The organism is Brevundimonas abyssalis TAR-001 (assembly GCF_000466985.1).
In the GTDB taxonomy this organism is placed as follows: Bacteria; Pseudomonadota; Alphaproteobacteria; order Caulobacterales; family Caulobacteraceae; genus Brevundimonas; species Brevundimonas abyssalis.
The window spans coordinates 34,818-57,433 of sequence record NZ_BATC01000003.1 but is presented as its reverse complement, the minus strand read 5'-3'; the positions used below and the strand labels follow the sequence as shown (position 1 = coordinate 57,433).

The 22,616-nt window shown below is 69.0% G+C and carries 18 protein-coding genes; 6 read left to right on the top strand and 12 right to left on the bottom strand.

Annotation, left to right across the window (positions count from 1 at the left end):
• From MBEBAB_RS01440 to MBEBAB_RS14875, 3 genes are all read right to left on the bottom strand, one after another.
• Window positions 1-1,122 carry an alpha-ketoacid dehydrogenase subunit beta gene (locus tag MBEBAB_RS01440; protein ID WP_021696139.1) on the bottom strand — a complete coding sequence of 374 codons (1,122 nt, stop codon included), beginning with the start codon at window positions 1,120-1,122 and terminating at the stop codon, window positions 1-3.
• Between the two features lie 144 nt (window positions 1,123-1,266).
• Window positions 1,267-2,532 carry an acyltransferase family protein gene (locus MBEBAB_RS14880; RefSeq protein WP_021696138.1) on the bottom strand — a complete coding sequence of 422 codons (1,266 nt, stop codon included), beginning with the start codon at window positions 2,530-2,532 and terminating at the stop codon, window positions 1,267-1,269.
• 2 nt (window positions 2,533-2,534) lie between these two features.
• Window positions 2,535-3,260: an acyltransferase family protein gene (locus MBEBAB_RS14875; RefSeq protein ID WP_021696137.1), complete on the bottom strand. Its 726-nt coding sequence runs from the start codon at window positions 3,258-3,260 to the stop codon at window positions 2,535-2,537.
• A 144-nt stretch (window positions 3,261-3,404) separates the two neighbouring features.
• Here MBEBAB_RS14875 and MBEBAB_RS01430 point away from each other — a divergent pair, with 144 nt between their 5' ends.
• Window positions 3,405-5,342, top strand: a complete 1,938-nt coding sequence (locus MBEBAB_RS01430; RefSeq protein WP_021696136.1) for a S9 family peptidase — start codon at window positions 3,405-3,407, stop codon at window positions 5,340-5,342.
• A 243-nt stretch (window positions 5,343-5,585) separates the two neighbouring features.
• Here MBEBAB_RS01430 and MBEBAB_RS01425 read toward each other — a convergent pair whose 3' ends face one another.
• The gene (locus MBEBAB_RS01425; protein WP_021696135.1) at window positions 5,586-7,493 is read right to left on the bottom strand and encodes a sodium:solute symporter family protein; all 1,908 of its coding nucleotides are present in this window, start codon (window positions 7,491-7,493) and stop codon (window positions 5,586-5,588) included.
• Between the two features lie 9 nt (window positions 7,494-7,502).
• Entirely contained in the window at window positions 7,503-7,787 is a 285-nt protein-coding gene (locus MBEBAB_RS01420) for a DUF4212 domain-containing protein (RefSeq protein WP_021696134.1), read from the bottom strand.
• Window positions 7,788-8,010: 223 nt separating this feature from the next.
• Here MBEBAB_RS01420 and MBEBAB_RS01415 point away from each other — a divergent pair, with 223 nt between their 5' ends.
• Together MBEBAB_RS01415 and MBEBAB_RS01410 are read left to right on the top strand one after the other, a co-directional pair.
• Window positions 8,011-10,557 (top strand): TonB-dependent receptor, encoded by a 2,547-nt coding sequence (locus MBEBAB_RS01415; protein WP_021696133.1) that lies wholly within the window; start codon window positions 8,011-8,013, stop codon window positions 10,555-10,557.
• 12 nt (window positions 10,558-10,569) lie between these two features.
• Window positions 10,570-12,258 (top strand): alkaline phosphatase D family protein, encoded by a 1,689-nt coding sequence (locus MBEBAB_RS01410; protein ID WP_021696132.1) that lies wholly within the window; start codon window positions 10,570-10,572, stop codon window positions 12,256-12,258.
• 102 nt (window positions 12,259-12,360) lie between these two features.
• Here the strand turns inward: MBEBAB_RS01410 and MBEBAB_RS01405 are convergent, their stop codons facing one another.
• From MBEBAB_RS01405 to MBEBAB_RS01390, 4 genes are all read right to left on the bottom strand, one after another.
• Window positions 12,361-15,153 (bottom strand): M16 family metallopeptidase, encoded by a 2,793-nt coding sequence (locus MBEBAB_RS01405; protein WP_021696131.1) that lies wholly within the window; start codon window positions 15,151-15,153, stop codon window positions 12,361-12,363.
• Between the two features lie 93 nt (window positions 15,154-15,246).
• A complete protein-coding gene (locus tag MBEBAB_RS01400) occupies window positions 15,247-16,287 on the bottom strand; it encodes a Kelch repeat-containing protein (protein ID WP_021696130.1) in 1,041 nt (346 codons plus the stop codon).
• A gap of 9 nt (window positions 16,288-16,296) precedes the next feature.
• Window positions 16,297-16,878 carry a 16S rRNA (guanine(966)-N(2))-methyltransferase RsmD gene (gene rsmD / locus MBEBAB_RS01395; RefSeq protein ID WP_021696129.1) on the bottom strand — a complete coding sequence of 194 codons (582 nt, stop codon included), beginning with the start codon at window positions 16,876-16,878 and terminating at the stop codon, window positions 16,297-16,299.
• 6 nt (window positions 16,879-16,884) lie between these two features.
• On the bottom strand, window positions 16,885-18,141 hold the full coding sequence (locus MBEBAB_RS01390) for a pseudouridine synthase (RefSeq protein WP_021696128.1): 1,257 nt from the start codon (window positions 18,139-18,141) through the stop codon (window positions 16,885-16,887).
• 236 nt (window positions 18,142-18,377) lie between these two features.
• Between MBEBAB_RS01390 and tadA the strand changes: the two genes are divergently transcribed.
• Entirely contained in the window at window positions 18,378-18,857 is a 480-nt protein-coding gene (gene tadA / locus MBEBAB_RS01385; protein WP_045318655.1) for a tRNA adenosine(34) deaminase TadA, read from the top strand.
• A gap of 31 nt (window positions 18,858-18,888) precedes the next feature.
• On the top strand, window positions 18,889-19,299 hold the full coding sequence (locus MBEBAB_RS01380; protein ID WP_242397017.1) for an MliC family protein: 411 nt from the start codon (window positions 18,889-18,891) through the stop codon (window positions 19,297-19,299).
• On the opposite strand, the gene MBEBAB_RS16745 is transcribed toward MBEBAB_RS01380, so the two are convergent.
• The 3 genes from MBEBAB_RS16745 to MBEBAB_RS01365 all read right to left on the bottom strand — a co-directional run bounded on the left by MBEBAB_RS16745 (window position 19,296) and on the right by MBEBAB_RS01365 (window position 21,609).
• Window positions 19,296-19,742 carry a class I SAM-dependent methyltransferase gene (locus MBEBAB_RS16745; protein ID WP_371514767.1) on the bottom strand — a complete coding sequence of 149 codons (447 nt, stop codon included), beginning with the start codon at window positions 19,740-19,742 and terminating at the stop codon, window positions 19,296-19,298. The two genes, MBEBAB_RS01380 and MBEBAB_RS16745, sit on opposite strands and share 4 nt — an antisense overlap.
• A 191-nt stretch (window positions 19,743-19,933) precedes the next feature.
• The gene (aroB, locus tag MBEBAB_RS01370) at window positions 19,934-21,046 is read right to left on the bottom strand and encodes a 3-dehydroquinate synthase (protein ID WP_021696124.1); all 1,113 of its coding nucleotides are present in this window, start codon (window positions 21,044-21,046) and stop codon (window positions 19,934-19,936) included.
• Window positions 21,043-21,609, bottom strand: a complete 567-nt coding sequence (locus tag MBEBAB_RS01365; RefSeq protein ID WP_021696123.1) for a shikimate kinase — start codon at window positions 21,607-21,609, stop codon at window positions 21,043-21,045. The genes aroB and MBEBAB_RS01365 overlap by 4 nt, the downstream gene beginning before the upstream one ends.
• 57 nt (window positions 21,610-21,666) lie before the next feature.
• On the opposite strand from MBEBAB_RS01365, the gene MBEBAB_RS01360 reads away from it, so the two are divergent.
• Window positions 21,667-22,572 (top strand): site-specific tyrosine recombinase XerD, encoded by a 906-nt coding sequence (locus MBEBAB_RS01360; RefSeq protein WP_021696122.1) that lies wholly within the window; start codon window positions 21,667-21,669, stop codon window positions 22,570-22,572.
• Window positions 22,573-22,616: the final 44 nt, after the last annotated feature.

Sequence of the window (22,616 nt, the reverse complement as noted above, 5' to 3'; positions counted from 1 at the left end):
TCAGCGTCCCCCGCTCATGACGGCTTTCAGGGCGTCGGCCACGCGCTGCGGGCCGGGGAAATATTCCCACTCGAAGGCGTGGGGATAGGGCGTGTCCCATCCGGTCACCCGCGCGATGGGCGCCTCCAGATGATAGAAGCACCGCTCCTGCACCAGCGCCGACAGTTCGCCCCCATAACCGCTGGTACGCGGCGCCTCGTGCACGATGACGCAGCGGCCGGTCTTCTTCACGCTCGCCTCGATGGCCGCGATGTCCAGCGGCACCAGCGTCCGCAGGTCGATCACCTCGGCGTCGACCCCCGCGTGCTCGGCGCCCGCCAGCGCCACCCAGACCATGGTCCCGTAGGCCAGGATGGTGACGTCGGCGCCTTCGCGCATCACCCGCGCCTTGCCGATGGGCTCCACATATTTGCCGGTGGGGACCTGGGCCAGATCCTGCGCCTTCCACGGCGACACCGGCTTCTCGTGCCAGCCGTCGAAGGGGCCGTTGTACAGCCGCTTGGGCTCCAGGAAGATCACCGGATCGTCGTCCTCGATGGCGGCGATCAGCAGGCCCTTGGCGTCATACGGGCTGGAGGGGATCACCACCTTCAGCCCGGCGATGTGGGTGAACAGGCTTTCCGGACTCTGGCTATGGGTCTGGCCGCCGAAGATGCCGCCGCCATAGGGCGAGCGCACCACGATGGGGGCGGTGAACATGCCCGCCGAGCGGTAGCGCAGCTTGGCCGCCTCGGACACGATCTGGTCGTAGGCCGGATAGATGTAGTCGGCGAACTGGATCTCCACCACCGGGCGCAGGCCGTAGGCGCCCATGCCGATGGCGGCGGCCACGATGCCGCATTCGCTGATGGGGGCGTCGAAGCTGCGGGTCATGCCGTGCTTGGCCTGCAGCTTGTCGGTGACCCGGAACACGCCGCCGAAATAGCCCGTGTCCTCGCCGAAGCTCAGCACATTGCCGTCCTCGGCCATCTTCACGTCCAGGGCCGAGTTCAGCGCCTGGATCATGTTCATGGGGACCACGTCGCCTTTCGGGGCGACCGACTTCGGCGCCGCGTCCTGATCGACCATGTCCGGCTCCACGCCGTCGGTGCGGTCGGAGTCAGTGAAGGTGGTGTTGCTCATTAGAATTCACCGCTCATCCCGGCGAAAGCCGGGACCCAGTTCTGTCCAGCTTGACGCTGGTGTTCCAGGACTGCCGAAAGATGATGGATCTGGCCCGCTGCAACACCCAAAGCACTGGGTCCCCGCTTTCGCGGGGATGAGCGGTCAGGGATTCCTGCCTGCGATCCGGTCCAGCACGGGCATCAGTTCGTCCCTCAGCATCGGAGCCAGCGAGCGGGCGTAGGTCGATCCGAAGTGGTGGGTGTCGTGATAGACCATCACATTGCCCATAACCGCCGGACAGGTGGTCTCGTCACAGAAGAAGCGCGAGAAATCGAGCGGATACAGACCCTCGATCTCCGTCACCTGCAGCGTGGGGTTCTCCGGCGACAGCAGGTCCGTCCGCGCCCGTGAGCAGCGCGCCGCATCCCGACCGAACCGCTCCACGCATTCCGCCACATCGAACTGGAACCACGGCGTGTCGCGCATGCCCACGATTGGGATGCCCAGCGCCTCCAGCTCGCGCCAGCGGTCCACATAGCCCGGCGCGATCTCGTCGGCCGCATATTCGCCGCGCGTGGTGGTGGTGAAGATCGCGTCGGGGCGGAGGCGCTCCAGCTCGGCCATGACGTTGCGGTTCCACACGGCGCAGGACGGCGGCTCGTGCGGCTCCGGCGTCTCGCGGAACAGGCAGGCGCTCTTGGTGAAGATCATCAGCTTCCACTCCGAGCCCTCCACCGCGCCCTGCAGGGCCGGAAACCACTGGGTCACGTGCGAGCCGCCCACCACCGCCAGGGTGTAGGGCGCGTCCGGGTCGCCATAGACGCAGTTCGGCGTGGCGGTCCCGGTCTCGGACTGGTGGCAGCCGTTGTCGTAGAGCTCGGGCCGGTCGGCGCGCACGGTGAACGGGCCCGGCGTCACGGGCGCTTCGGGAATGTCGCGTCCGAAGGCGGCGGCGCCGGGATAGGCCTCCGCATCCGCCAGCCGCGCCCACTCGGCGCGGGCCTGGAATTTGGTGTAGCCGATCCAGCCCACGGCGACCCCGCCGGCCACCGCCACGGCGGCGGCCCCGGCGATCAGGATGCGCCAGGGTTTTGCGTCGCTGAGATACCGCGTCGGCCCCTCGATGAAACGCAGGGTCAGGTCCGCCGCGAGGACGGACGCGCCCATGATCACCAGCCCCGCCAGCGGGGTGGCCACCGTGCGTTCGCTGATCGCCAGATACGCCAGCAGGATCGGCCAGTGCCACAGATACAGCCCATAGGACCGGTCCCCCAGCCAGGTGAACGGACGGCTCCCCAGCAGCCGCGCCACGCCGAAGCGGCTGGCGCCCAGGCCGCCGATCAGCACCATGGCCGCGCCCAGCGTCGGCCACAGGGCCGCATAGCCGGGAAACACGGTGGAGACCTGCAGCAGGAACCCGCACGACACGATCAGGCCAGGCCCAGCCAGCCGACGATCAGCCGCATCCCCTCGCCCAGCTTCAGCCGCGGCAGGATCAGGGCGACGATGCCGCCCAGGGCGAACTCCCACAGCCGGGCGAAGGTGTCGAAATAGGCGGCGGGCTGGTCCCGCGCCGTATGGATCACCGACCAGGCCAGCGAGCCCACGAACATCAGGATCAGGAACCCCGTCACCGCCTTGGTGCGGTCGATGGCGGTCTTGCCCAGCGCCCAGGCCAGGCCCCACATGGCCACGCCGAAGAAGGCCAGCGCCTGCACCTGCACCGCCATGGCCCAGTAGTGCTGCACCGGCGCGGTGGCCGCGTCGCGGGTCAGATAGTCGGTGGAGAACCGGATCAGGTACCAGTTCTCCAGATAGGCGGCCGAGGCGATCACATGTTTGGCGTAGGGCTCCCACCGCACGCCCGGCGCCCACAGCGGCGCGGTCAGGACGATGACCACCAGCACGAACAGGGACGCGGGCAACAGCCGCTTGGCCAGCTTGGCGGCGTAGCGGATCACGTCCACCGAGCCCTTGGCCACCGCCTCCCGGCCCAGCGAGCCGATCAGCAGGAAACCGGACACCACGAAGAACACGTCCACCCCGCCGGACACCCGGGCGAACCAGATGTGAAACACGGCGACCAGCAAGGCGCCGACGGCCCTCAGGCCCTGGATGTCTCCGCGACGATCGGTGCGCGCTGGCGCGACGGACATGGGCGTTCCCCGGCAGTTAAGCGCTCTCCCTGCCACGGTCCCGGTTACCGTCGGCTCAACGACCGGCGATTAATTCCGCGACAGCCTGCATCCGCCGTGATGGGATGACGCCTCTAGAGATCATCATCGATAGAGGGGTTTTCCATGCGTAAGCTCGCCTGCCTGGTCTCGGCGCTCGCCCTGACCGCCGCCGTTCCCGCCCTGATCGCCCCCGCCCCGGCTCTGGCCCAGGCGTCCGCATCGGCCGAAGCGCCGCGCACCTACACCGCCGCCCAGTTCTTCGAGACCACCAGCTATGGCATGGCCAGCCCGTCGGGCGCGGCCTTCTCGCCGGACGGGTCCTCGATCCTGATCTCCAGCGACCGCACCGGCGTGTTCAACGCATGGGCCCTGCCCATAGCCGGCGGCGATCCGGTCCCGCTCAGCGCCTCCACCGACGTGGCCACCTTCGCCGAGAGCTACTTTCCCAACGACGGCCGGGTGCTGCTGACCGCCGATTCCGGCGGCGGCGGCAGCGAACTGACCCATGTCTATGTGCGCGAGGAGGACGGATCCGTCCGCGACCTGACGCCGGGCGAGAACGTCAAGGCCGACCTGCTGGGCTGGAGCGCCGACGGCGCCACCTTCTGGATCACCTCCAACGCCCGCGACCCGCAGGTTTTCGACCTCTACGCCTATGACGCGGCCACCTATGAGAGCCGGCTGGTGTACGAGAACCCCGGCATGTTCATCTCGGCCATCTCGCGCGACGGGCGCTGGCTGGCCATGGACAAGCCCATCACCTCCGCCGATTCCGACGTCTATGTGGTGGACCTGCAGAGCGGCGGCGAGCCGGTGCTGATCACAGAACATGAAGGCAATGTCGCCCACGGGACCTACGACTTCACCCCCGACAGTGCGGCCCTGATCTACGCCACCAACGCGCACGGCGAGTTCAACCAGGCGTGGCGCCACGACCTCGCCACCGGCGAGAAGACCCCCTTCCTCGCGGCGGACTGGGACGTGATGTACGTCGCTTTCTCGCCGTCCGGCCGCTACCGGGTGTCCGCCGTCAACGCCGACGCCTCCACCCAACTGACTCTGCTGGACACCACCACCAATCAGCCCGTCGCCCTCACCGGCGTGCCGGACGGCGACATCGCCCAGGTGCGTTTCAATGACGACGAGAGCACAGTCGCCTTCACCGTCTCCTCCGACACTTCGCCGTCGGACGTGTTCGTGGCGGACATGGCGACCGGACAGGCGCGACGCCTGACCACGGCCCTGAACCCCGCCATCGCCGAAAGCGATCTGGTGGAGGCTGTCATCGTCCGCTACCGCGCCTCGGACGGGGTGGAGATCCCGGCGGTGCTGTATCGCCCCCGCGGCGCCTCGGCCGACAATCCGGTCCCCGCGCTGGTGCTGGTGCATGGCGGCCCGGGCGGCCAGACCCGGCGCGGCTATTCGGCCATGGTCCAGCATCTGGTCAATCACGGCTATGCGGTGCTGGGCGCCAACAACCGGGGTTCGTCCGGCTACGGCAAGACCTTCTTCCACATGGACGACCGCGCCCACGGCGAGGCCGACCTTCAGGACATCGTCGACGGCGGCCAGTGGCTGCGCGAGCAGGACTGGGTTGCCGACGATCAGGTGGCGGTGATGGGCGGGTCCTACGGCGGCTACATCACGGCTGCGGCCCTGGCCTTCCACCCGGAAGCCTTCGAGGCGGGGGTCAACATCTTCGGTGTCACCAACTGGGTGCGCACACTGGAGTCCATCCCGCCGTGGTGGGGCGCCCAGCGGGACGCCCTCTATGACGAGATGGGAGACCCGGCCACCGACGCCGAGCGCCACCGCCGCATCTCGCCCCTGTTCCACGCCTCCAACATCGTCCGGCCCATGCTGGTGGTCCAGGGCGCCAATGACCCGCGCGTGCTTCAGGTGGAAAGCGACGAACTGGTCGCCGCCATCCGCGCCAACGATGTGCCGGTGGAATATGTCCTGTTCCCCGACGAGGGTCACGGCTTCCTGCGCCGCGAGAACCGCATCACCGCACAGGAAGCCTATCTGGCCTTCCTCAACGAACACGTGCGGGACGACTAGGCCGGTAATCCCCGCACTTCCCCAAGCCAGTCGCAAGCCCCGCAAGGGATTGCGGCTGGCGAGGCCCCTGTTTCGCCCCGCCCCTCCCCCACCCTGCTAGTCTGCGCAGGGAACGGAGGATTGAGCGCGCAGTGAGACTCTCATTGCACTCTTTTTTGAGCGAAGAGTCTCACCCGGCCCATGCGGGCGGGCGGCGCATTCAGACTATTCAGACGATTCAGACCCTGTTTTTTGCCCCGGAGTCTAATTCGCCGACGGCAGGCGGATCTCCTCGACCATGGCCTGGACCTCGGCCGGCGGGGCGGGGGTGGCCAGGGTCACGACGATCGAAACGGCAAAACTTATGAGCATGCCGACGGCGCCGAAGCCCTCGGGCGAGATGCCCAGGAACCAGTCCTCGGGCGTCCCCGCGGCCGCCCCGGGGAACAGCCCGAGGAACGCCGCCAGCCCGGTCAGGACCAGCAGCGCCGAGGCCGCCGCAAAGGGGGTGAGGCGCCGTCCGCTGTCCTGGGACGCGCCCAGGTGCAGCACGAACACCGCCAGGGCCAGAACCAGGGCGGTGATGCCGATCACCATGGGCGAGAAGCCCACCTTGAAGTGGATCAGATAGGCCCCCGTGACCGTCAGGCCCGAGATCATGCCCCAGATGGCCCCGTGCTTGTTCATGCGCTTCCAGAAGATGCCCAGGAAGATGGCCGGGAAGAAGCTGGCCGCCGCCAGGCCGAAGGCGAAGGCCACCACCGCCGCCACGAAGCCGGGCGGATAGATCCCCGCCATAATGGCGATCAGCACCGCGACCACCGCCGCCAGCCGCGCCACCAGCAGTTCCCGAGCATCGCTCATGCCCTTGAACAGCACCTTCTTGCACAGGTCATGGGACACCGCCGAGGAGATGACCATCAGCAGGCCCGCCGCTGTCGACAGGGCCGCCGCCAGACCGCCAGCAACCACCAGGCCGATGACCCAGGCGGGCAGGCCGCCGATCTCGGGATTGGCCAGGACGAAGATGTCCTGGTCCAGTTTGGTCACCTCATTGACCTCCGGGTCTGCGGCGTAGCGGATGCGCCCGTCGCCGTCCTTGTCGGTGAACTCCAGAAGGCCGGTGCGCTCCCAGTTATAGAACCACTGGGGCGTGGCGCCCTCGCCCTGCTCCGCCGCCGTCGCTTCGCCCCGCCGCACGTCCACCGAGTACTCCGACTGGTGCACCGTATCGATGAAGTTGGAGCGGGCGAACACGGCAACGGCCGGGGCGGTGGTGTAGAGAATGGCGATGAAGGCCAGGGCGTAGCCCGCCGACTTCCGCGCATCCGAGGCCTTGGGCACAGTGAAGAAGCGGATGATCACGTGAGGCAGGCCCGCGGTGCCCACCATCAGGGCCAGGGTGATGGCGAAGACGTCGATGCGCGCTTTGGTCCCCTCGGTATAGGCCGAGAATCCCAGGTCCGTCAGGGTTCGGTCCAGGCTCAGCAGAAGCGGAGTCCCGTCCTGGGCGTTGCCCACGAATCCCATCTGCGGAATGGGCGAGCCGGTGATCTGCAGCGACAGGAAGATGGCCGGGACCATGAAGGCGAAGATCAGCACGCAGTATTGCGCCACCTGGGTGTAGGTGATGCCCTTCATGCCCCCCAGCACCGCATAGAACATCACCACGATCGCGCCCACGATCACGCCTATCTCGATGGGCACGTTCAGGAAGTTGGAGAAGGCGATGCCCACCCCGCGCATCTGGCCGGCGATGTAGGTGAAGGAGATGAACAGGGCGCAGATCACCGCCACGATCCGGGCGGTCTGGGAGTAGTACCGGTCGCCGATGAAGTCCGGCACGGTGAACTTGCCGAACTTCCTCAGATAGGGCGCCAGCAACAGCGCCAGCAGCACATAGCCGCCGGTCCAGCCCATCAGATAGACCGAGCCGTCATAGCCGGAGAAGGCGATGATCCCGGCCATGGACAGGAAGCTGGCCGCGCTCATCCAGTCGGCGGCGGTGGCCATGCCGTTGAACACCGGATGCACGTCGTGCCCGGCCACATAGAAGTCGTTGGTGCTGGCGGCCCGGGCCCAGATGGCGATGCCGATGTAGAGCCCGAAGGTCGTGATGACGAACAGGCCGGTCCAGAACAGGGTCGGCGACAGGCCGAAGATGGTGTCCATGTGCGCCCCCTAGACCTGATCGTCCGCGCCGTGACGGCGCTCGACCCGGTCCATCACGACCGCATAGACGAAGATCAGAACCACGAAGACGTAGATCGACCCCTGCTGGGCGAACCAGAACCCGAGGGGCGCCCCGCCGATGCTGAACTGGTCCAACCAGTCGCGAAACAGGATGCCCGCCCCGAACGACACCAGGAACCAGACCGCCAGCAGAGCCCCCATCAGGGTCAGGTTCTTTTTCCAGTAGGCCTTGTGTTCGGCCCGGCGGATTTCAGCGCGGCTGGTGTCTGTCATGCATCGCCTCCCTGCGAACCGTCACAGTGAAACGATGCGGGCGCGGGGCGCAACCGCTTTTGTCGGACTTGAGTGGAGACGGTTCGCCGGCCTGTGGCGCCGGCGCTCATGATCCCGGAATTCCAGCGTCCCGGATCAACCGTCACCCTACCGTGGCCAAGCTGTCGCGCGTCCTACATGAACAGCGATTAGTGCGGGTCCATCCAAATCGGGGGACTTCACCATGGCTCGCACCACATCCTATCGCATCGGTCTCATGAGCGCGGCGACCGCCTGCGCCCTCGCGGCCGGAGCCGTCCAGGCCCAGGAGGCCACCGAGGTCGACGAAATCATCGTCACGGCCCAGCTCCGCGCCCAGAACCCCATCGAGGTCCCCTTCGCCCTGACCGCCTACGACGGCGAATTTCTGCGCGATCTGGGGGTGCAGGAGTTCGAGGAGCTCTCGGCTTTCGTGCCCGGCTTCCTGGTTCAGAACCAGTCGCCCAACAACCCCGGCTTCGTGATGCGCGGCATCACCTCGGACTCTGGCGCAGCAACGGCCGAGCCCCGCGTGTCCGTCTATCAGGACGGCGTATCCATCTCGAAGTCGCGCGGTTCCTACGTCGAACTGTTCGACATCGAGCGCATGGAAATCGCCAAGGGACCGCAGTCGACCCTGTACGGACGCGGCGCCCTGATCGGGGCCGTCAACGTCGTTCAGCGCCGGGCCGAGCCGAGCCTGTTCGAGGCCGAGGCCCGCGTGGGCGCCGGCGACCTGGGCTATCGGCTGGCCGAAGGCATGATCAACATGCCGCTGGGCGAGACCTCCGCCATCCGATTCGCCACCCGGCTGAAGAGCCGTGACGGCTATGTGGAGAACCTGCTGGGCGGGCAGGACTACAACAGCATCGACACCGAGGCCTTCCGCCTGTCCGGTGCGTTCGAACCCACGCCCGGGCTCAGCATCGACGTCATCGCCAACTATCAGACCGATCGCGCCTCGGGCACGCCGTTCACCTCCATGGCCTACGCCCCCGCCGATCCCGCCACGGGCGCCCCGCTCGGCCCGATCGATCCGTGGGCGGGCGCGGCCCTGACGCCGGGCGCGGACTTCGACGGCGGCCAGGCCCTGGGTCTGGACCGGGAGGTCTGGGGCGTGACCGGGCTGGTGGCCTGGGACCTGTCGCCCATGCTGACCCTGAACAGCATCACCGCCTGGCGCGAGTTCGACTCCTACGAGACCTTCGACGCCGACGGCGTGTCCCTGCCCATCCTGACTGCGGCCGAAGAGGCCTATGGCGAGCAGTTCAGTCAGGAGCTGCGCCTGAATTTCGAGGCCGGCCCGCGCGTGACCGGCTTCGTCGGCGTCGGCTACTTCACCGAGGAAGGCTATCAGCGCACGCCCACCCAGTTTGACGAGCGGATGGCCCTGGCCCAGCTGTCAGGCTTCCTGGATGGCGGTCTGGGCGGCGGCACGCTTCCCGCCGCGGCCTATCCGGGCCTGTCCCAGCTGATCCTCGGTCAGCTGCTGACCCCGCTGGGCGCCGGCCCGCTTGCTCCGGCCATCGCCGCCAATCTGAAGCCCGTCCACATCGAGACGCCGACCAACGCCTCCGAACTGACCTCGTGGGATGTGTTCGGGGACATGACCTTCCAGGCCACCGATCGGCTGGAGCTGTCGGCCGGTCTTCGCTACACGACGGACGACAAGACCACCGGCTATGCGGCCCAGGTGGATAACGGCCGCTCGACCCTCGGGGGCATTCTCGGCGCCCAGGCGATCGCAACCCAGATTCAGCAGTTGATCGCCGTCGGCACGCCCGAAGCCCTGGCCCAGGCCGGCGCCCTGAACGCGCAGCTGAATGGTCTGGTCGGCGCCCTGGCCACCCCGGGCTTCGCCAACCTGCCGGGCCTGCCCCTGTTCGCCCTGACCGCCCAGCCGACCGCGAACAACGGCGACATGATCACCCAGGGCCATGAGGACGAAGGCTTCACCTGGCGCCTGACCGCCCGCTATGCGGTGTCGGACAACGTCAACGTCTACGCTAACTACGCCCGCGGCCGTCGCCCCGAGGTGCTGTCGGTCAGCCCCCCGTCGGCGCCCCAGGGCGCGCCCACCTTCAATGTGATCGAGGCCGAGACGGTCGACAGCTTCGAGATCGGCGCGAAGACGGTGCTGATGGACCGACGCCTGCGTCTGGACGGCGCGGTCTATTTCTACGACTACCAAAACTTCCAGACGACCGTGCAGGAGGGGACCCGGTTCTTCGTCACCAACGCGGGTGAGGCGGAGTCCTACGGGTTCGAGGGGCAGGTCTTCTACGCCGCCACGCCGGACCTGGACCTGTTCGCCACCTACGGCTTCAACCACTCCCGCTTCGGCAACGGCATCTATGAGGGCAACAGCTTCCGTCTGTCGCCGGACCACATGGCGTCGGTGGGCGCGGTGTGGCGGGTGCGCGCGGGCGCCGGCGCCTTCGAGATCCAGCCTAGCTACACCTGGCAGTCCGAGGTCTTCTTCGACGACGACAACGACCTGCCGGCCCTGCAAGCGAACAACCTCGTCCCCGACCTGATCCAGGACGAGGTGCAGGACAGCTACGGCCTGCTCAGCCTGCGCCTGCGCTATGCGCCCGACAGCGCCAACTGGGGCGTCGAGGTGTTCGGCGACAACCTGCTGGACGAAGAGTTCATCAAGGACGCCGGCAACACCGGCGACGGCATCGGCATGCCGACCTTCATCCCCGGTCGTCCCCGCACCTGGGGCGTCAACCTGAGCCTGCGTTACTAGGGAGCCGCCGTCATGCGCATCGACCGTCGCCGCGTCCTGAGCCTGATCGGGGCCGGGGCAGCCGCCCCCGCCGCCCCCGCCCAGGCCCGCCAGACCGCCGCGGCGGTCGAGTTCCGCCACGGCGTCGCCTCAGGCGACCCGCTCAATGACCGGGTCATCCTGTGGACCCGGGTCAGTCCGGACCGGGCCGATGCGATGGTCTCGGTGGAGTGGCGCATCCGGCCGCTGGACGCCGACACGGTGCTCGCCTCGGGCACGGTCGAGACCGGGCCCGGGCGGGACCACACGGTCAAGGTGGACGTGGGCGGTCTGCAGCCCGGCGCTGACTACCGCTTCGACTTCGCGGTCGGCGACGTGGGCTCGCCGGAGGGCCGCACCCGCACCCTGCCTGCGGGCGGGACCGAGGACGTGGTGCTGGCCGTGGCCTCGTGCCAGCTGCACCCCGGCGGTCTGTTCAACGCCTATGAGGCCATGGCCGGGCTGGAGCGCCTGGATGCGGTCGTGCACCTGGGCGACTACATCTATGAGTACGGCGCCGAGGCCGACGACTACGGCATGGTCACCGGGGCGGCCCTGAACCGCGTGCCCGATCCGGCCCACGAAATCGTCAGCCTGGACGACTATCGCCGCCGTCACGCCCAGTACAAGACCGACGCCGACCTGCAGGCCGCCCATGCGCGCGCGCCCTTCATCTGCGTGTGGGACGACCACGAAGTCTCCAACGACAGCTGGACCGAGGGCGCCCAGAACCACCAGCCGCGCGACGAAGGCGATTACAGCGCGCGCAAGGCCGTCGCCCTGCGCGCCTATTACGAATGGATGCCCATCCGCGAGCCGCGCGCCGGCCTGTCGATGGAGGCCATCAACCGCACCTTCCACTTCGGCGATCTGGCCACCCTGGTGATGGTCGAGACGCGGCTGACCGCCCGTGACGAGCCCATCGGCTACGCCAGCCACCTGCCCATGACCACGGACGCGGCGGGCAATCCGATCCCCGACGTGCGCGGCTTCGAGGTCATCCGTCACGATCCGGCGCGCGAACTGATGGGCGCCGACCAGATCGCCTGGCTGAAGGGCGAGCTGGAGGCGTCGCGTCTGGCGGGCCGTCCGTGGCAGATCATCGGCAATCAGGTGGTCATGGCCCGTGTGGCCGGGCCCAATATCGCCGACACCGTGCCGGCGCCCATGATCGAGGGCCTGCTGGCCAGCCTGCCCGACGCCATCCGGGCCCAGGTGCAGCAGTCCATCCAGCTGTTCCGCTTCGGTCTGCCGTTCAATCTGGACAGCTGGGACGGCTATCCCGCCGAGCGCGAGCGCCTGTACGCCGCCTTCGCCGAGGCGGGTGTCTCGCCCATCGTTCTGGCCGGCGACAGCCATGCCTTCTGGGTCAACGATCTGAAGGACGCCGCCGGCGAGCGCCGCGGCGTGGAGTTCGGCACCAGCGCCATCTCAAGCCCGTCGGTTGGGGACGCAGTCCCCGGCCTGCCGCTGGGCCCGGCCCTGGCGCAGACCAATGAGGAGGTCGTGTTCTGCGACCAGTCCTCCAAGGGCTTCGTGTTGCTGACCCTGACCCGCGATCAGGCCACCGCCGAACTGAAGGCGGTGTCCACCATCCTGGCCAAGCCGTTCGAGGTCCGCGACGCGGCGCGCTTCATCATCGCGAGGGGACCGGCGGGTGCGGGCGACCTGACCCGGGCCTAGAGCGTCTCCATCGACACCAGCGAGACCGCAGACACGAAAAAGGCCCGGCCGCCGAAGCGGCCGGGCCGATTTCATATGACGAAGGCGATCACTCGCCCAGCGTCACCTCCTCGATGGGGAGGCCCAGTTGCTCCAGCTGGGGCCGGACCACCTCGCGTCGCCGACCACCACCCACACGAAGCGCGAGGGATCGATGACGGCGCGGGCGGCGGCGTCCATCTCTGCGGCGGTCATGGCGTTGTAGCGCCCGGCCACCGTCTCCCAGTAGTTGTCGGGACGGCCGTAGAGGGCGTTGGAGCGCATGGCCGCCAGCACCGCATTGGACGTCTCGAACTGCCCGGCCAGCTGGCGGGTGCGGCCGTTGATGGTGCGCACCAGCTCCTCTTCGGTCACGCCGTTCTCGGTCAGGAAGGCGTCGAACTGGGCGATCATGGCGGCGATGGAATCGCCCGTACGGTCCGCCTGCACCGGCGCCTGGAACAGGTAAGGCGTCTGATGCTCACGGTTGCTGACCGAGGCGGACGCGCCGTAGGACCAACCCCTGACCTCGCGCAACTCGGTGTTGACGCGCGACAGGAAGCTGGCGCCCAGCACCTCGTTCGCCGCTTCCAGCACAAGGGTGTCGTCCTGGCCGGAGATCGGCAGGATCGTTCCGCCGAAGATGATGGACTGGGGCGACTGGGGCCGGTTGACCAGCACCACGCGGGGCTGGGGATCAGGAATGGCGACGTCGAAATTCTTGACGCCGCGCGGCGTGGACGGCGCCGCCCACGATCCGAAGCGGGCTTCCAGCATCGGCACGAGGGTCTGAAGCGGCACGTCCGCAGTCACATAGATGCGGGCGTTGTCCGGACGGATCCAGGTCTGGTGGAAGTTGACCAGATCTTCGCGCGTAATGGCGCGCACGGTGTCGGGATCGCCAAGGCCGCTGTAGGGACGGCCATAGGGATGGTCTTCACCGAACAGCACCACCGGGGTCACGCGGCCGCCGAGACCGCCCGGCTGGGTCAGCTCGCTGGCGATGGAGGCGAGCTGTGTGGCGCGCAGGCGCTCCACCTCGGCCGGATCAAAGGCCGGGTTCATCACCACGTCGGCCAGCAGGTCGAGCGAGGGCTCCAGGTTCGGGCTCACGGCGCCCAGGCTGACGACGGTGCGGTCCAGCGAGGAACCGGCGTTGATCGAGGCGCCCAGACGCTCGCGCGCTTCGGCCAGCTCGGTCGAGTTCAGGCTCTCCGTGCCTTCGGTCAGCAGGTTCAGCATCAGGCGCTGGGTGCCCAGCGCATCAGCGGGATCCGCCGCCAGACCCGCATCGAATTCCACAGCCACGCGAACCGCCGGAACGGTTTCGGCGCGGGCGTAGACAACCTCCAGACCGTTGGACAGGGTCGCGCGCTGGATGTCGGGGAAGTCCAGGTTCTCGACCTGGGCGATCTGCGGCATCGGATCGCGAGGCGTGGGCGTATAGTCCTGCGGTGCGGCGGACGGCGCGGCGCCGGACGGATCGCGCGCGGCCTCCACATAGTCTTCCCGTTCACCGGGCTCGACCCGCATGGTCCAGACAGGGCGGGTCAGCCAGCGCTGCATGGCGGCCGTCACAGCCTGCGGGGTCACGCTCGCATAGGCTTCAAGCTGCTCACGATAGAACGAGGGATTGCCGGCATAGAGCTGGCCCTCCGCCAGGGCCGTGGCCTTGCCGCCGAAGCCGCCGACCTGCTCCAGGCCATAGATGCGGTTCGCGACCTGGTTGGTTGCGACGCGCTGAACCTCCTCGGCGGTCGGCCCGCTGGCGATGAAGTCGGCCATGATGGCGTCAAGACGTTCCGACACCGCGTCGGCGTCCTCGCCCGGCTTGACGTTCACGGTCACGCTGAACATGCCCACGCGCTGGAAGGCTTGCATGGAGGCCGAGACCGAGGTGGCGGTCTGGTCGCCGCGCACCAGTTCATTGTCAAGGCGCGAGCTGGCAAGTCCGCCCAGGACCGAGCCCGCCACACTCAGGGGGATGGCGTCATCGTCCAGCATGCCGGGCACGATCCAGGTGCGGTACAGGCGCACATTGGCGACCCGGTCCTGCATCACGCGGTTGATGGGCGCGTCGAGGGTCGGCACGTCAGCGGCGGCCGGCGTGTTGACGGGACCGGCCGGGATGCCGCCGAAATAGCGCTCGACCAGGGTGCGGGCGGTGGCGGTGTCGATGTCGCCGGCCAGCACCAGCACAGCGTTGTTGGGGCCGTAATTGTCGGTGAACCACTGGCGCACGTCGTCCATGGACGCGGCGTCGAGATCGGCCATGGAGCCGATGGTGGAGTGGCGGTAGGGGTGCCCCTCGGGGAACAGGTCCTCCAGCATCTGGTAGTAGACCAGGCCGTAAGGCTGGTTGTCGCCCTGACGCTTTTCGTTCTGGACCACGCCGCGCTGGTTATCCAGGCGCTCCTGGCTGACGGCGCCCAGCAGGTGCCCCATGCGGTCGCTTTCCAGATACAGCGCCTGCTCCAGCGCCGGTGTCGGCACGGTCTGGAAATAGTTGGTGCGGTCGAACCAGGTGGTGCCGTTCAGGTCCGTGGCGCCCATGCCGCGCACATAGTTGAAATAGCTGCCCGGCGCGTTCTCGGAACCCGCGAACATCAGGTGCTCGAACAGGTGAGCGAAGCCGGTCTGGCCCTGGGGTTCATCCTTGGAGCCCACATTGTACCAGATGGACACCGCCACCACGGGGGCCTTGCGGTCCTCGTGCACAACGACGGTCAGGCCGTTGTCGAGGGTGAACCGCTCGTACGGAATATCGACCCGTTCGACCAGTTCGGCGACCGGCGCCGCCTCCGTGGAAATTTGTGCAAGGGCCGCGCCGGGCGCGACCAGAAGCACGGCGAACAGGAAAGTCAGAACACGACGCATGCGCGTAACCCCGGAGCCTATGGAAGGATGAACCCTATCAGGGCGACGGTCCCACGCAATTCGTCGAACATTAAAGTTCGGACAGATTCGCGATCAGAGGAGGGTGAAAACCTCGACCGCGGCGCTGGCCCGGCCGCCACCGACAACGGCCCCGCCAGCAATGGCGTAAAGGGCGGACCCCACGCCGGCCGCCGCCAGTCCGTGGCGGGGCGTGGGCATGGGCGGACCCTCAAACCAGACGTCGCGCATGGCGTCATAGGTCCAGGTCTCGGCGAACACGCCACCCTGCCGTGAGGTGTTGTCGGACCCGAACCACTCACCCCCGAAGGCGACTAGCCGGCCGTCGATCGCTCCCATGGCCAGCCCGCCGCCCACTTGCCGGCCCGTAGCGGGTGAGGGCGGGATGGGCGCCAGGGTGTCCCAGCGATCCGTGACGGGGTCATAGCGATCCAGCCGGCCCGTGCCGCCTCCCGCCACCGTGCGTCCGCCCGCCACCCAGATCGCCCCGTCCACGACGCAGGCCGCGGCGCTGTTCCGGGCCATGGGCAGGGGCGCGGCCTCCGCCCAGCGCCCGTCGCCGGGATTGAAGACCCGATGCACGGCGATGTCGCCCTGATCGTTCCAGCCGCCATCGCCGGAGCCGTGCGGCGCGCGGCCGCCGATCAGGTGAATCCGTCCGGCGTGCTCGACACCCACGGTCTCGGCCTGAGGCCCCGGCATGGCCCCGGCGGGCGTCCAGTCCCCGTCCAGCACCCAGATGTCTGTGGTGGAGGTCCAGTCGCCCTGCGCGCTGCGGCGATAGCCGCCCAGCGCCCATGGCTTGTCGTCAGCAACCACGATCATCGGATGGTGGCGGGCCTCGGGCAGGCGCGGACCTTCCTCCCACACGTCGCGACGGGTGTCGTAGATGGCGGTGCGGTCGCTGACGTGAAAACCTTCGGGCGTCATGGCCAGACCGCCCGCCGTGATGATCCGCTCGCCCCAGGCGGCGGCGTAGATTTCCTGGATCGCCCACGGCATGGGCGCGCGTTCGTCCCAGAACGGCCCGCGCTGGGCATTGGCGGCCGTGGGGGCGGCGGCGGGCGCGAGGGCCAGGGCCCCGGCGGCGGTCATGAGGGTGCGGCGGTTGATCATGGGGCGAGCCTAGCCCGGTTGTTCGCCGCCCGCGACTCTCAGAAACAGCACCCGCGCCGCGCCATAGTCGCGGGCGTCGAGGCGCTCATAGCCGGGTGTTTCGATCTCCGGCTCGTCCGAGCCCCGCTCGAGGATCACGAGGGTGCCCGGCGCCAGCCAGTTTCCCTCTATCAGGCGGGCCAGCGCCTGTTCGCCGAGACCTTTTCCATAGGGAGGGTCGAGAAAGGCCACGTCGAAGGCCTCGCCCGCCGAGCCCGGGCGCACGCCCAGATCCACGGCGCTGCGGCGGTGGACGCGGCAGGCGCCGAACAGGCCGAACGCCTCCATGTTGTCGCGGATGGCGCCGCGTGCGCCGTCGTCGGTCTCAACGAACAGGGCGAAGGCCGCGCCGCGCGACAAGGCCTCGAACCCCAGGGCGCCGGAGCCCGCGAACAGGTCGATCACCCGCGCGCTGTCCAGATTGCGGCCCCATGAGGCATGCTCGATGACATTGAACACGGCCTGACGGGCGCGGTCCGATGTGGGGCGCGTGCCCTGACCCTCGGGCGCGACGATGGCGCGGCCCCTGAACTGTCCGGCGACGATCCGCATGGAGACTTACGAGCGTCCGCGCGGGCCGCCGGGGCCACGGGGCTTGCCACCGCCGCCGGACGGACGGTCGCCGCCGGGACGATCACCGCCAGAGCGCGGACCCGCTGAGCGCGGAGCGAAAGGACGTCCGCCCGGTTTGCCAGCCGGCTTGCCGCCACGCGGACGGTCCGCGCCGCCGTCACGGGGCTTGAAGTCGCGCTTGGGCCGGTCGCCGTCGGCGCGGGGGGTGCGGTCCTCACGGGGTTTGAAATCGCGGCGGGGACGCTCACCGTCCGCCCGCTCCTCGCGCGGCTTGAACGGGCGTTTGGGCCGGTCGCCGCCGGGGCTGGAGCGGGGCTTGGCCTTGGCCCAGCCTTCCTTCTTGGCGGGACGCTTCTCGGCCTCCTCGACGGCGGCCTCGGCGGCGCGGGTGCGGCTGGGCTTGCGCGACGGGTCCGACATGGGCGAGCCGGACTTGCCGCGCACCACCGATCCGGCCGGGCGGCGGCCGGGGACCGGCGCCGGGGTCTCGACCGTATTGCCCTGGGGCAGGTTCTCGGGGCGGATGTACTGGGCCAGCATCTCGCGGATTACGCGGGGGCCCACCTCCTCCACATGGCCGGTGTCCAGCGTGCCGAGCTGGAACGGGCCATAGGCCAGGCGGATCAGCCGGTTCACCGTCAGGCCAACGGATTCCAGCACCTTCCGGACCTCGCGGTTCTTGCCCTCGGTGATCGAGACGCTGATCCACAGATTGGCCGGCGCCCGGCTATCGGTGTCGGCGGCCTTTTCCTTGACCTTGTCGAGGGTCGCCTCGATGGGCCCGTAGCGTTCGCCGTCGACGGTGACGCCGTCCTTCAGCTTGTCCAGCTGATCCTGGGTCACGCGGCCCCGGGCGCGGGCCCGGTACTGACGCACCAGAGACGACGTGGGCAGCTCCAGCGCGCGCGCCAGCTCCCCGTCGTTGGTCAGCAGCAGCAGGCCTTCGGTGTTGATGTCCAGCCGCCCCACCGAAATCACGCGCGGCAGACCCGCGGGCATGGCGTCGAACACCGTCGGGCGTCCGGCCGGATCATTGTGGGTGGTCAGAAGACCAACCGGCTTGTGGTAGCGCCAGACGCGGGTGGCGGCGATGGTGCCGATGGGCTTGCCGTCCACTGTGATGACGTCGTCGCGGGTCACCAGGGTGGCGGGCGTGTCCAGGAGGCGGCCGTTGACCGCCACCTTGCCCAGGCCGATCAGGCGCTCGACCTCGCGGCGCGAGGCGATGCCTGCGCGGGCCATGACCTTGGCGATGCGCTCCTGACGCAGGGGCGCCTTGGGCGCGTCCCGGTCGTCCTTGCCGACCGGCTTGCCGCCGGGTCGACCGGTCCTTTCGAGAACGAGGACTTGGAGTCGTCCCTTTTCCCGCTATGAGAGGGGCTCTTCTTGCCGCCGGGGCCGCCGAAACGCTTTTCGGCCTGGCCCGGTCGGGGCGTCTTGTCGGTGTCTTTGAAATGGCGGACCATGATGAGCGGTTCATGCGCACGGCGCTTGACCTAGCGCAAGCCGCAGCGGAGGCCGGAGAGGTCCCCGTGGGCGCAATTGTCGTCGATGAGGCCACCGGCAAGGTGATCGGAACCGGCGCCAACCGTCCGGTCGCCCTGCACGACCCCACCGCTCACGCCGAGGTTCGCGCCATCCGCGAGGCGGCCGAGAGCCTGCAGAACTACCGCCTCACCGGCCTGACCCTCTATGTGACGCTGGAACCCTGCGTCATGTGCGCCGGCGCCATCAGCCATGCCCGCATCGGCCGGGTGGTCTGGGCCGCCGACGACCCCAAGGGCGGGGCGGTGGTCCACGGGCCGAAATTCTTCGATCAGCCCACCTGCCATTCCCGCCCGGCGGTGCAAGGGGGCGTCCTGGCCGATGAGGCGAGCGCACTTCTGAAGGGCTTCTTCGCGCCGCGCCGCAAGCCGAGGCGCAAGTCAGGGGAACAGGCGTCCTCCGAGCCGCGTTGAGCTTCGGCCTGCAACAGCAAAGGTCGCCGCCGTGCGCGTTTTTTCCGCCAGCCTCATGATCCTGTCCGTGCTCGGGCTTTCGGCGTGCGGGTCGCCCGACACCGAGGCGCCCACGGACAGCGCGGAAGTGCAGACCCGCGCCCAGGACGCCCAGACGGCGAGACGGCGCACCGGGGCGGAGATTCAGGAGGGCATCCTGACCCGCACCGTGCGCGCCGTTTATCTGTGCAACAACGGCGAGCGGCTCAGCGTGGATTTCGACAATGCGCGCCAGATGGCCACGGTGCGCCAGGTCAGCGGCAAGGCCGTGGACCTGCGCCAGCAGCGGGCCGCCGACGGCATCTGGTACACCGCCAGCGGCTATGAGCTGCGGGGCGAGGGCGCCATGGCCACCTGGACCGCCGAAAATCTGGAGCCCACCACCTGCCGCGCGGTCGACTAGGCGGGCTTCTCGAACAGGGCGACCAGAGGCCCGTGCAGCCCGACCCGCCAACCGAACCGGTGCGCGATCCAGTCGATGGTCTGGTCGGAATAGAACACCACATGGCTGGGCTGACGGCGGTAGCGCCAGCCCACGAAGTCCCGTTCCAGCGTCAGGCGCTCGGTCATGATCGACAGGAGGCCGCCCGGCTTCAGCATGGCGTCCAGCCGCGCGAACACCTCTCCAGGCCTGTGCAGATGCTCCACAACTTCGGTGCAGGTGATGAAGTCGTAGCGCCGGTCCAGCACACTGGGGTCGGGCCGGAAATTGGGGTCATGATCCGCCGTCGGGTAGCCCGCCTCGGCCAGCATGACCGACAGGGTCGGCCCCGGGCCGCAGCCGAAATCCAGCCCTTGCGCACCCCGCTTCAGACGCGGGAGCAGCGGATCCAGCGCCTGCTGCAGGAAGGCGCGGTAGCGGAGGTCGTCCGGGTCGTTCCGGTGCAGGGCGTATTCGGCGCGCTCTTCCTCCGGCGACGGACGCTGTGCCGGATCAAGGAACGTCAGGTCGCAGGCTCCGCATCGGAAATAGCGCAGGCCCCCGATGTCGGCGAAAGACGACGCGTTCGTCGTTTCGCACAGGGGACAGGCGGGGTTCAGGCTGCGCCCTCGGCGAGCAGGAACGCGCGCACCTCGGCGGGGTCGACGCCCTTGACCACCTCGGCCCGGCCGATGCCGCGCGCCAGGATGAAGGTCAGGGAGCCGCCCTCGGCCTTCTTGTCGCCGGCCATCAGGGCGATCAGGCGATCCGCCGCGAAGGCGCCGGCCTGCTCCAGTCGGGTAGGCAGGCCCGCCGCCGCGGTGACGGCCTCCACACGCCGTGCGTCGCCGTCCTCGCACAGGCCGAGCCGCGCCGAGAACCGGAACGCCATGCAGCAGCCCAAGGCCACCGCCTCGCCGTGGGTCAGAGCCTCGTCATAGCCCAGCGCCGTCTCCAGCGCGTGACCGAAGGTGTGGCCCAGATTCAGCAGGGCGCGGCGGCCCGCCTCCTTCTCGTCCTCGCCCACCACGGCCGCCTTGATCCGCACCGAGCGCACCACGGCCTCGCTCAGGGCGGCAGGATCGCCCGCGGCGCCGCCAGCGCCCGCGCCGCCCAGCCAGTCGAAAAAGTCCGCGTCGCAGATCAGGCCGTGCTTGAGCACCTCGGCCCAGCCGGACCGCAGCTGCCGCTCCGGCAGGGTCTTCAGCACATCGATGTCAGCCAGCACCAGACGCGGCTGGTGGAACACGCCCACCAGATTCTTGCCGCGCGGCGTGTCGATGGCGGTCTTGCCGCCCACCGAAGAATCCACCTGGGCCAGAAGGGTCGTGGGGACCTGGATGAAATCGACGCCGCGCATGTAGAGCGCCGCCGCAAGCCCGGCCAGGTCGCCCACCACGCCGCCGCCCAAGGCCACGATCATGTCCTTGCGGTCCAGCCCGGCTTCGGCGCAGCGGTCCAGCACCCGCTCCAGATGCGCGAACGATTTGGACGCCTCGCCGGCCGGGACCGTGGCCAGTTCGGCGTGGACGCCATGGGTCTTGAGGCCGGAGATCAGGGCCGGCGCGTGCAGGCTCGCCACCGTCTCGTCCGACACGATCAGGACCCGGGGCTGCTTCAGCAGGGCGGCGATCCGCGCGGGGCCCGCCGCCGCGTCAGCCAGCAGGCCGGAGCCAACCAGCACCTCATAGGGCGCGAACCCCGCGCCCGAAACCGAAACCGCCGTCATGCGCCGGTCTCCGCCTGGTGTTCCGTCAGGGCCTTGATGATCGCCTCCACCGCCTCGGCGTGGGCGCCGCCGCCCGTCTCCACCACAAGGTCGGCCTCGGCGTATATGGGATAGCGCGCCTCGGCCAGACCCTTGAGAATCTCGGCCGGATCCTTGCCGCGCAGCAGGGGCCGGGTGTCGCGCTTGGCCACGCGCCTGGCGACGATGCTCAGGTCCGCCTTCAGCCAGATGGTGACCGCATGGCGCTTCAGGTGCGCCCGGGTGTCGGGGTTCAGCATGGCGCCGCCGCCGGTGGCCAGCACGATGGGCCGGCCTTCCAGCAGCCGCCGCATGACCCGCGCCTCGCCGTCGCGGAACGCGGCCTCGCCCAGGGTGGCGAAGATGTCGGACACGCTCATGCCCGCCGCTTCCTCGATCTCGTCGTCGGCGTCGCAGAATTTCATGCCCAGCCGCGACGCCAGCCGTCGGCCCACGGTGGATTTTCCCACCCCCATCAGCCCGACCAGGGCTATGGTGCGCGTGTTCAGACGTTTCAGTTCCGAAGCGGAGAGGACAGCGGTCATGATCGGTGAAACCCTTGCACGACCTGTTGTTCGCCGCCAACCGCCGATGAGGGTTTCGTGACGGTTTCGCCCGCCTCGCCCCAGATCGAGGCCTTTCTCGAGATGATGGCGGTGGAGCGCGACGCCTCCCCCCACACCCTGTCCGCCTACGCCCGCGACCTGAACGACGCCGAGGACGCGGCCTCGGGCGGACTCATGGCCGCCGACGAGACGGCCATCGAAGGCTGGTTCGCGGACCTGTCCCGGCGCGGCCTGTCGCCCGCCACCCAGGCCCGGCGCCGTTCGGCCGTGCGCCAGTTCTACCGTTTCGCCCTGGCCGAGGGGTGGCGCGCGGACGACCCGTCCCGCCGACTGGACGCCCCCAGACAGGGCCGTCCCCTGCCGAAGACCCTCAGCCGCGACGAGATCGAGCGCCTGATCGCCGCCGCCTCGGCGCGGGAGGGCGCGGCGGGGGCGCGCCTGATCTGCCTGATGGAGCTGGCCTACGCCTCGGGCCTGCGGGTGTCGGAGCTGCTGGGCCTCAAGGTCCAGGCCGTCCGGCGCGATCCCACCCACCTGATCGTGCGCGGCAAGGGCGGCAAGGAGCGGCTGGCCCCCCTGAACGACGCCGCCCGCACCGCGGTGAAGGCCTGGCTGATCCTGCGCGATGCGGACAAGGCGCGCGCCGACAGTTCGTGGCTGTTCCCGTCCGGCGGCAAGAGCGGACATCTGACGCCGCGCCGGTTCGCCCAACTTCTGGATCAGGCCGCCGTGGACGCCGGGATCGACCCGGCCCGGGTCAGCCCCCATGTGCTCAGGCATGCCTTCGCCACCCATCTGCTGGAAGGCGGCGCCGACCTGCGCATCGTCCAGACCCTGCTGGGCCACGCCGATATCGCCACGACCCAGATCTACACCCACGTGGCCACCGACCGCCTGACCCAGGTGATGACCAGCAAGCACCCCCTGGCCAAAGGCGACTGAGCCTTCTGAACCCGTGCTTGCCCGCGCGCGTTGACGGCTCTAGG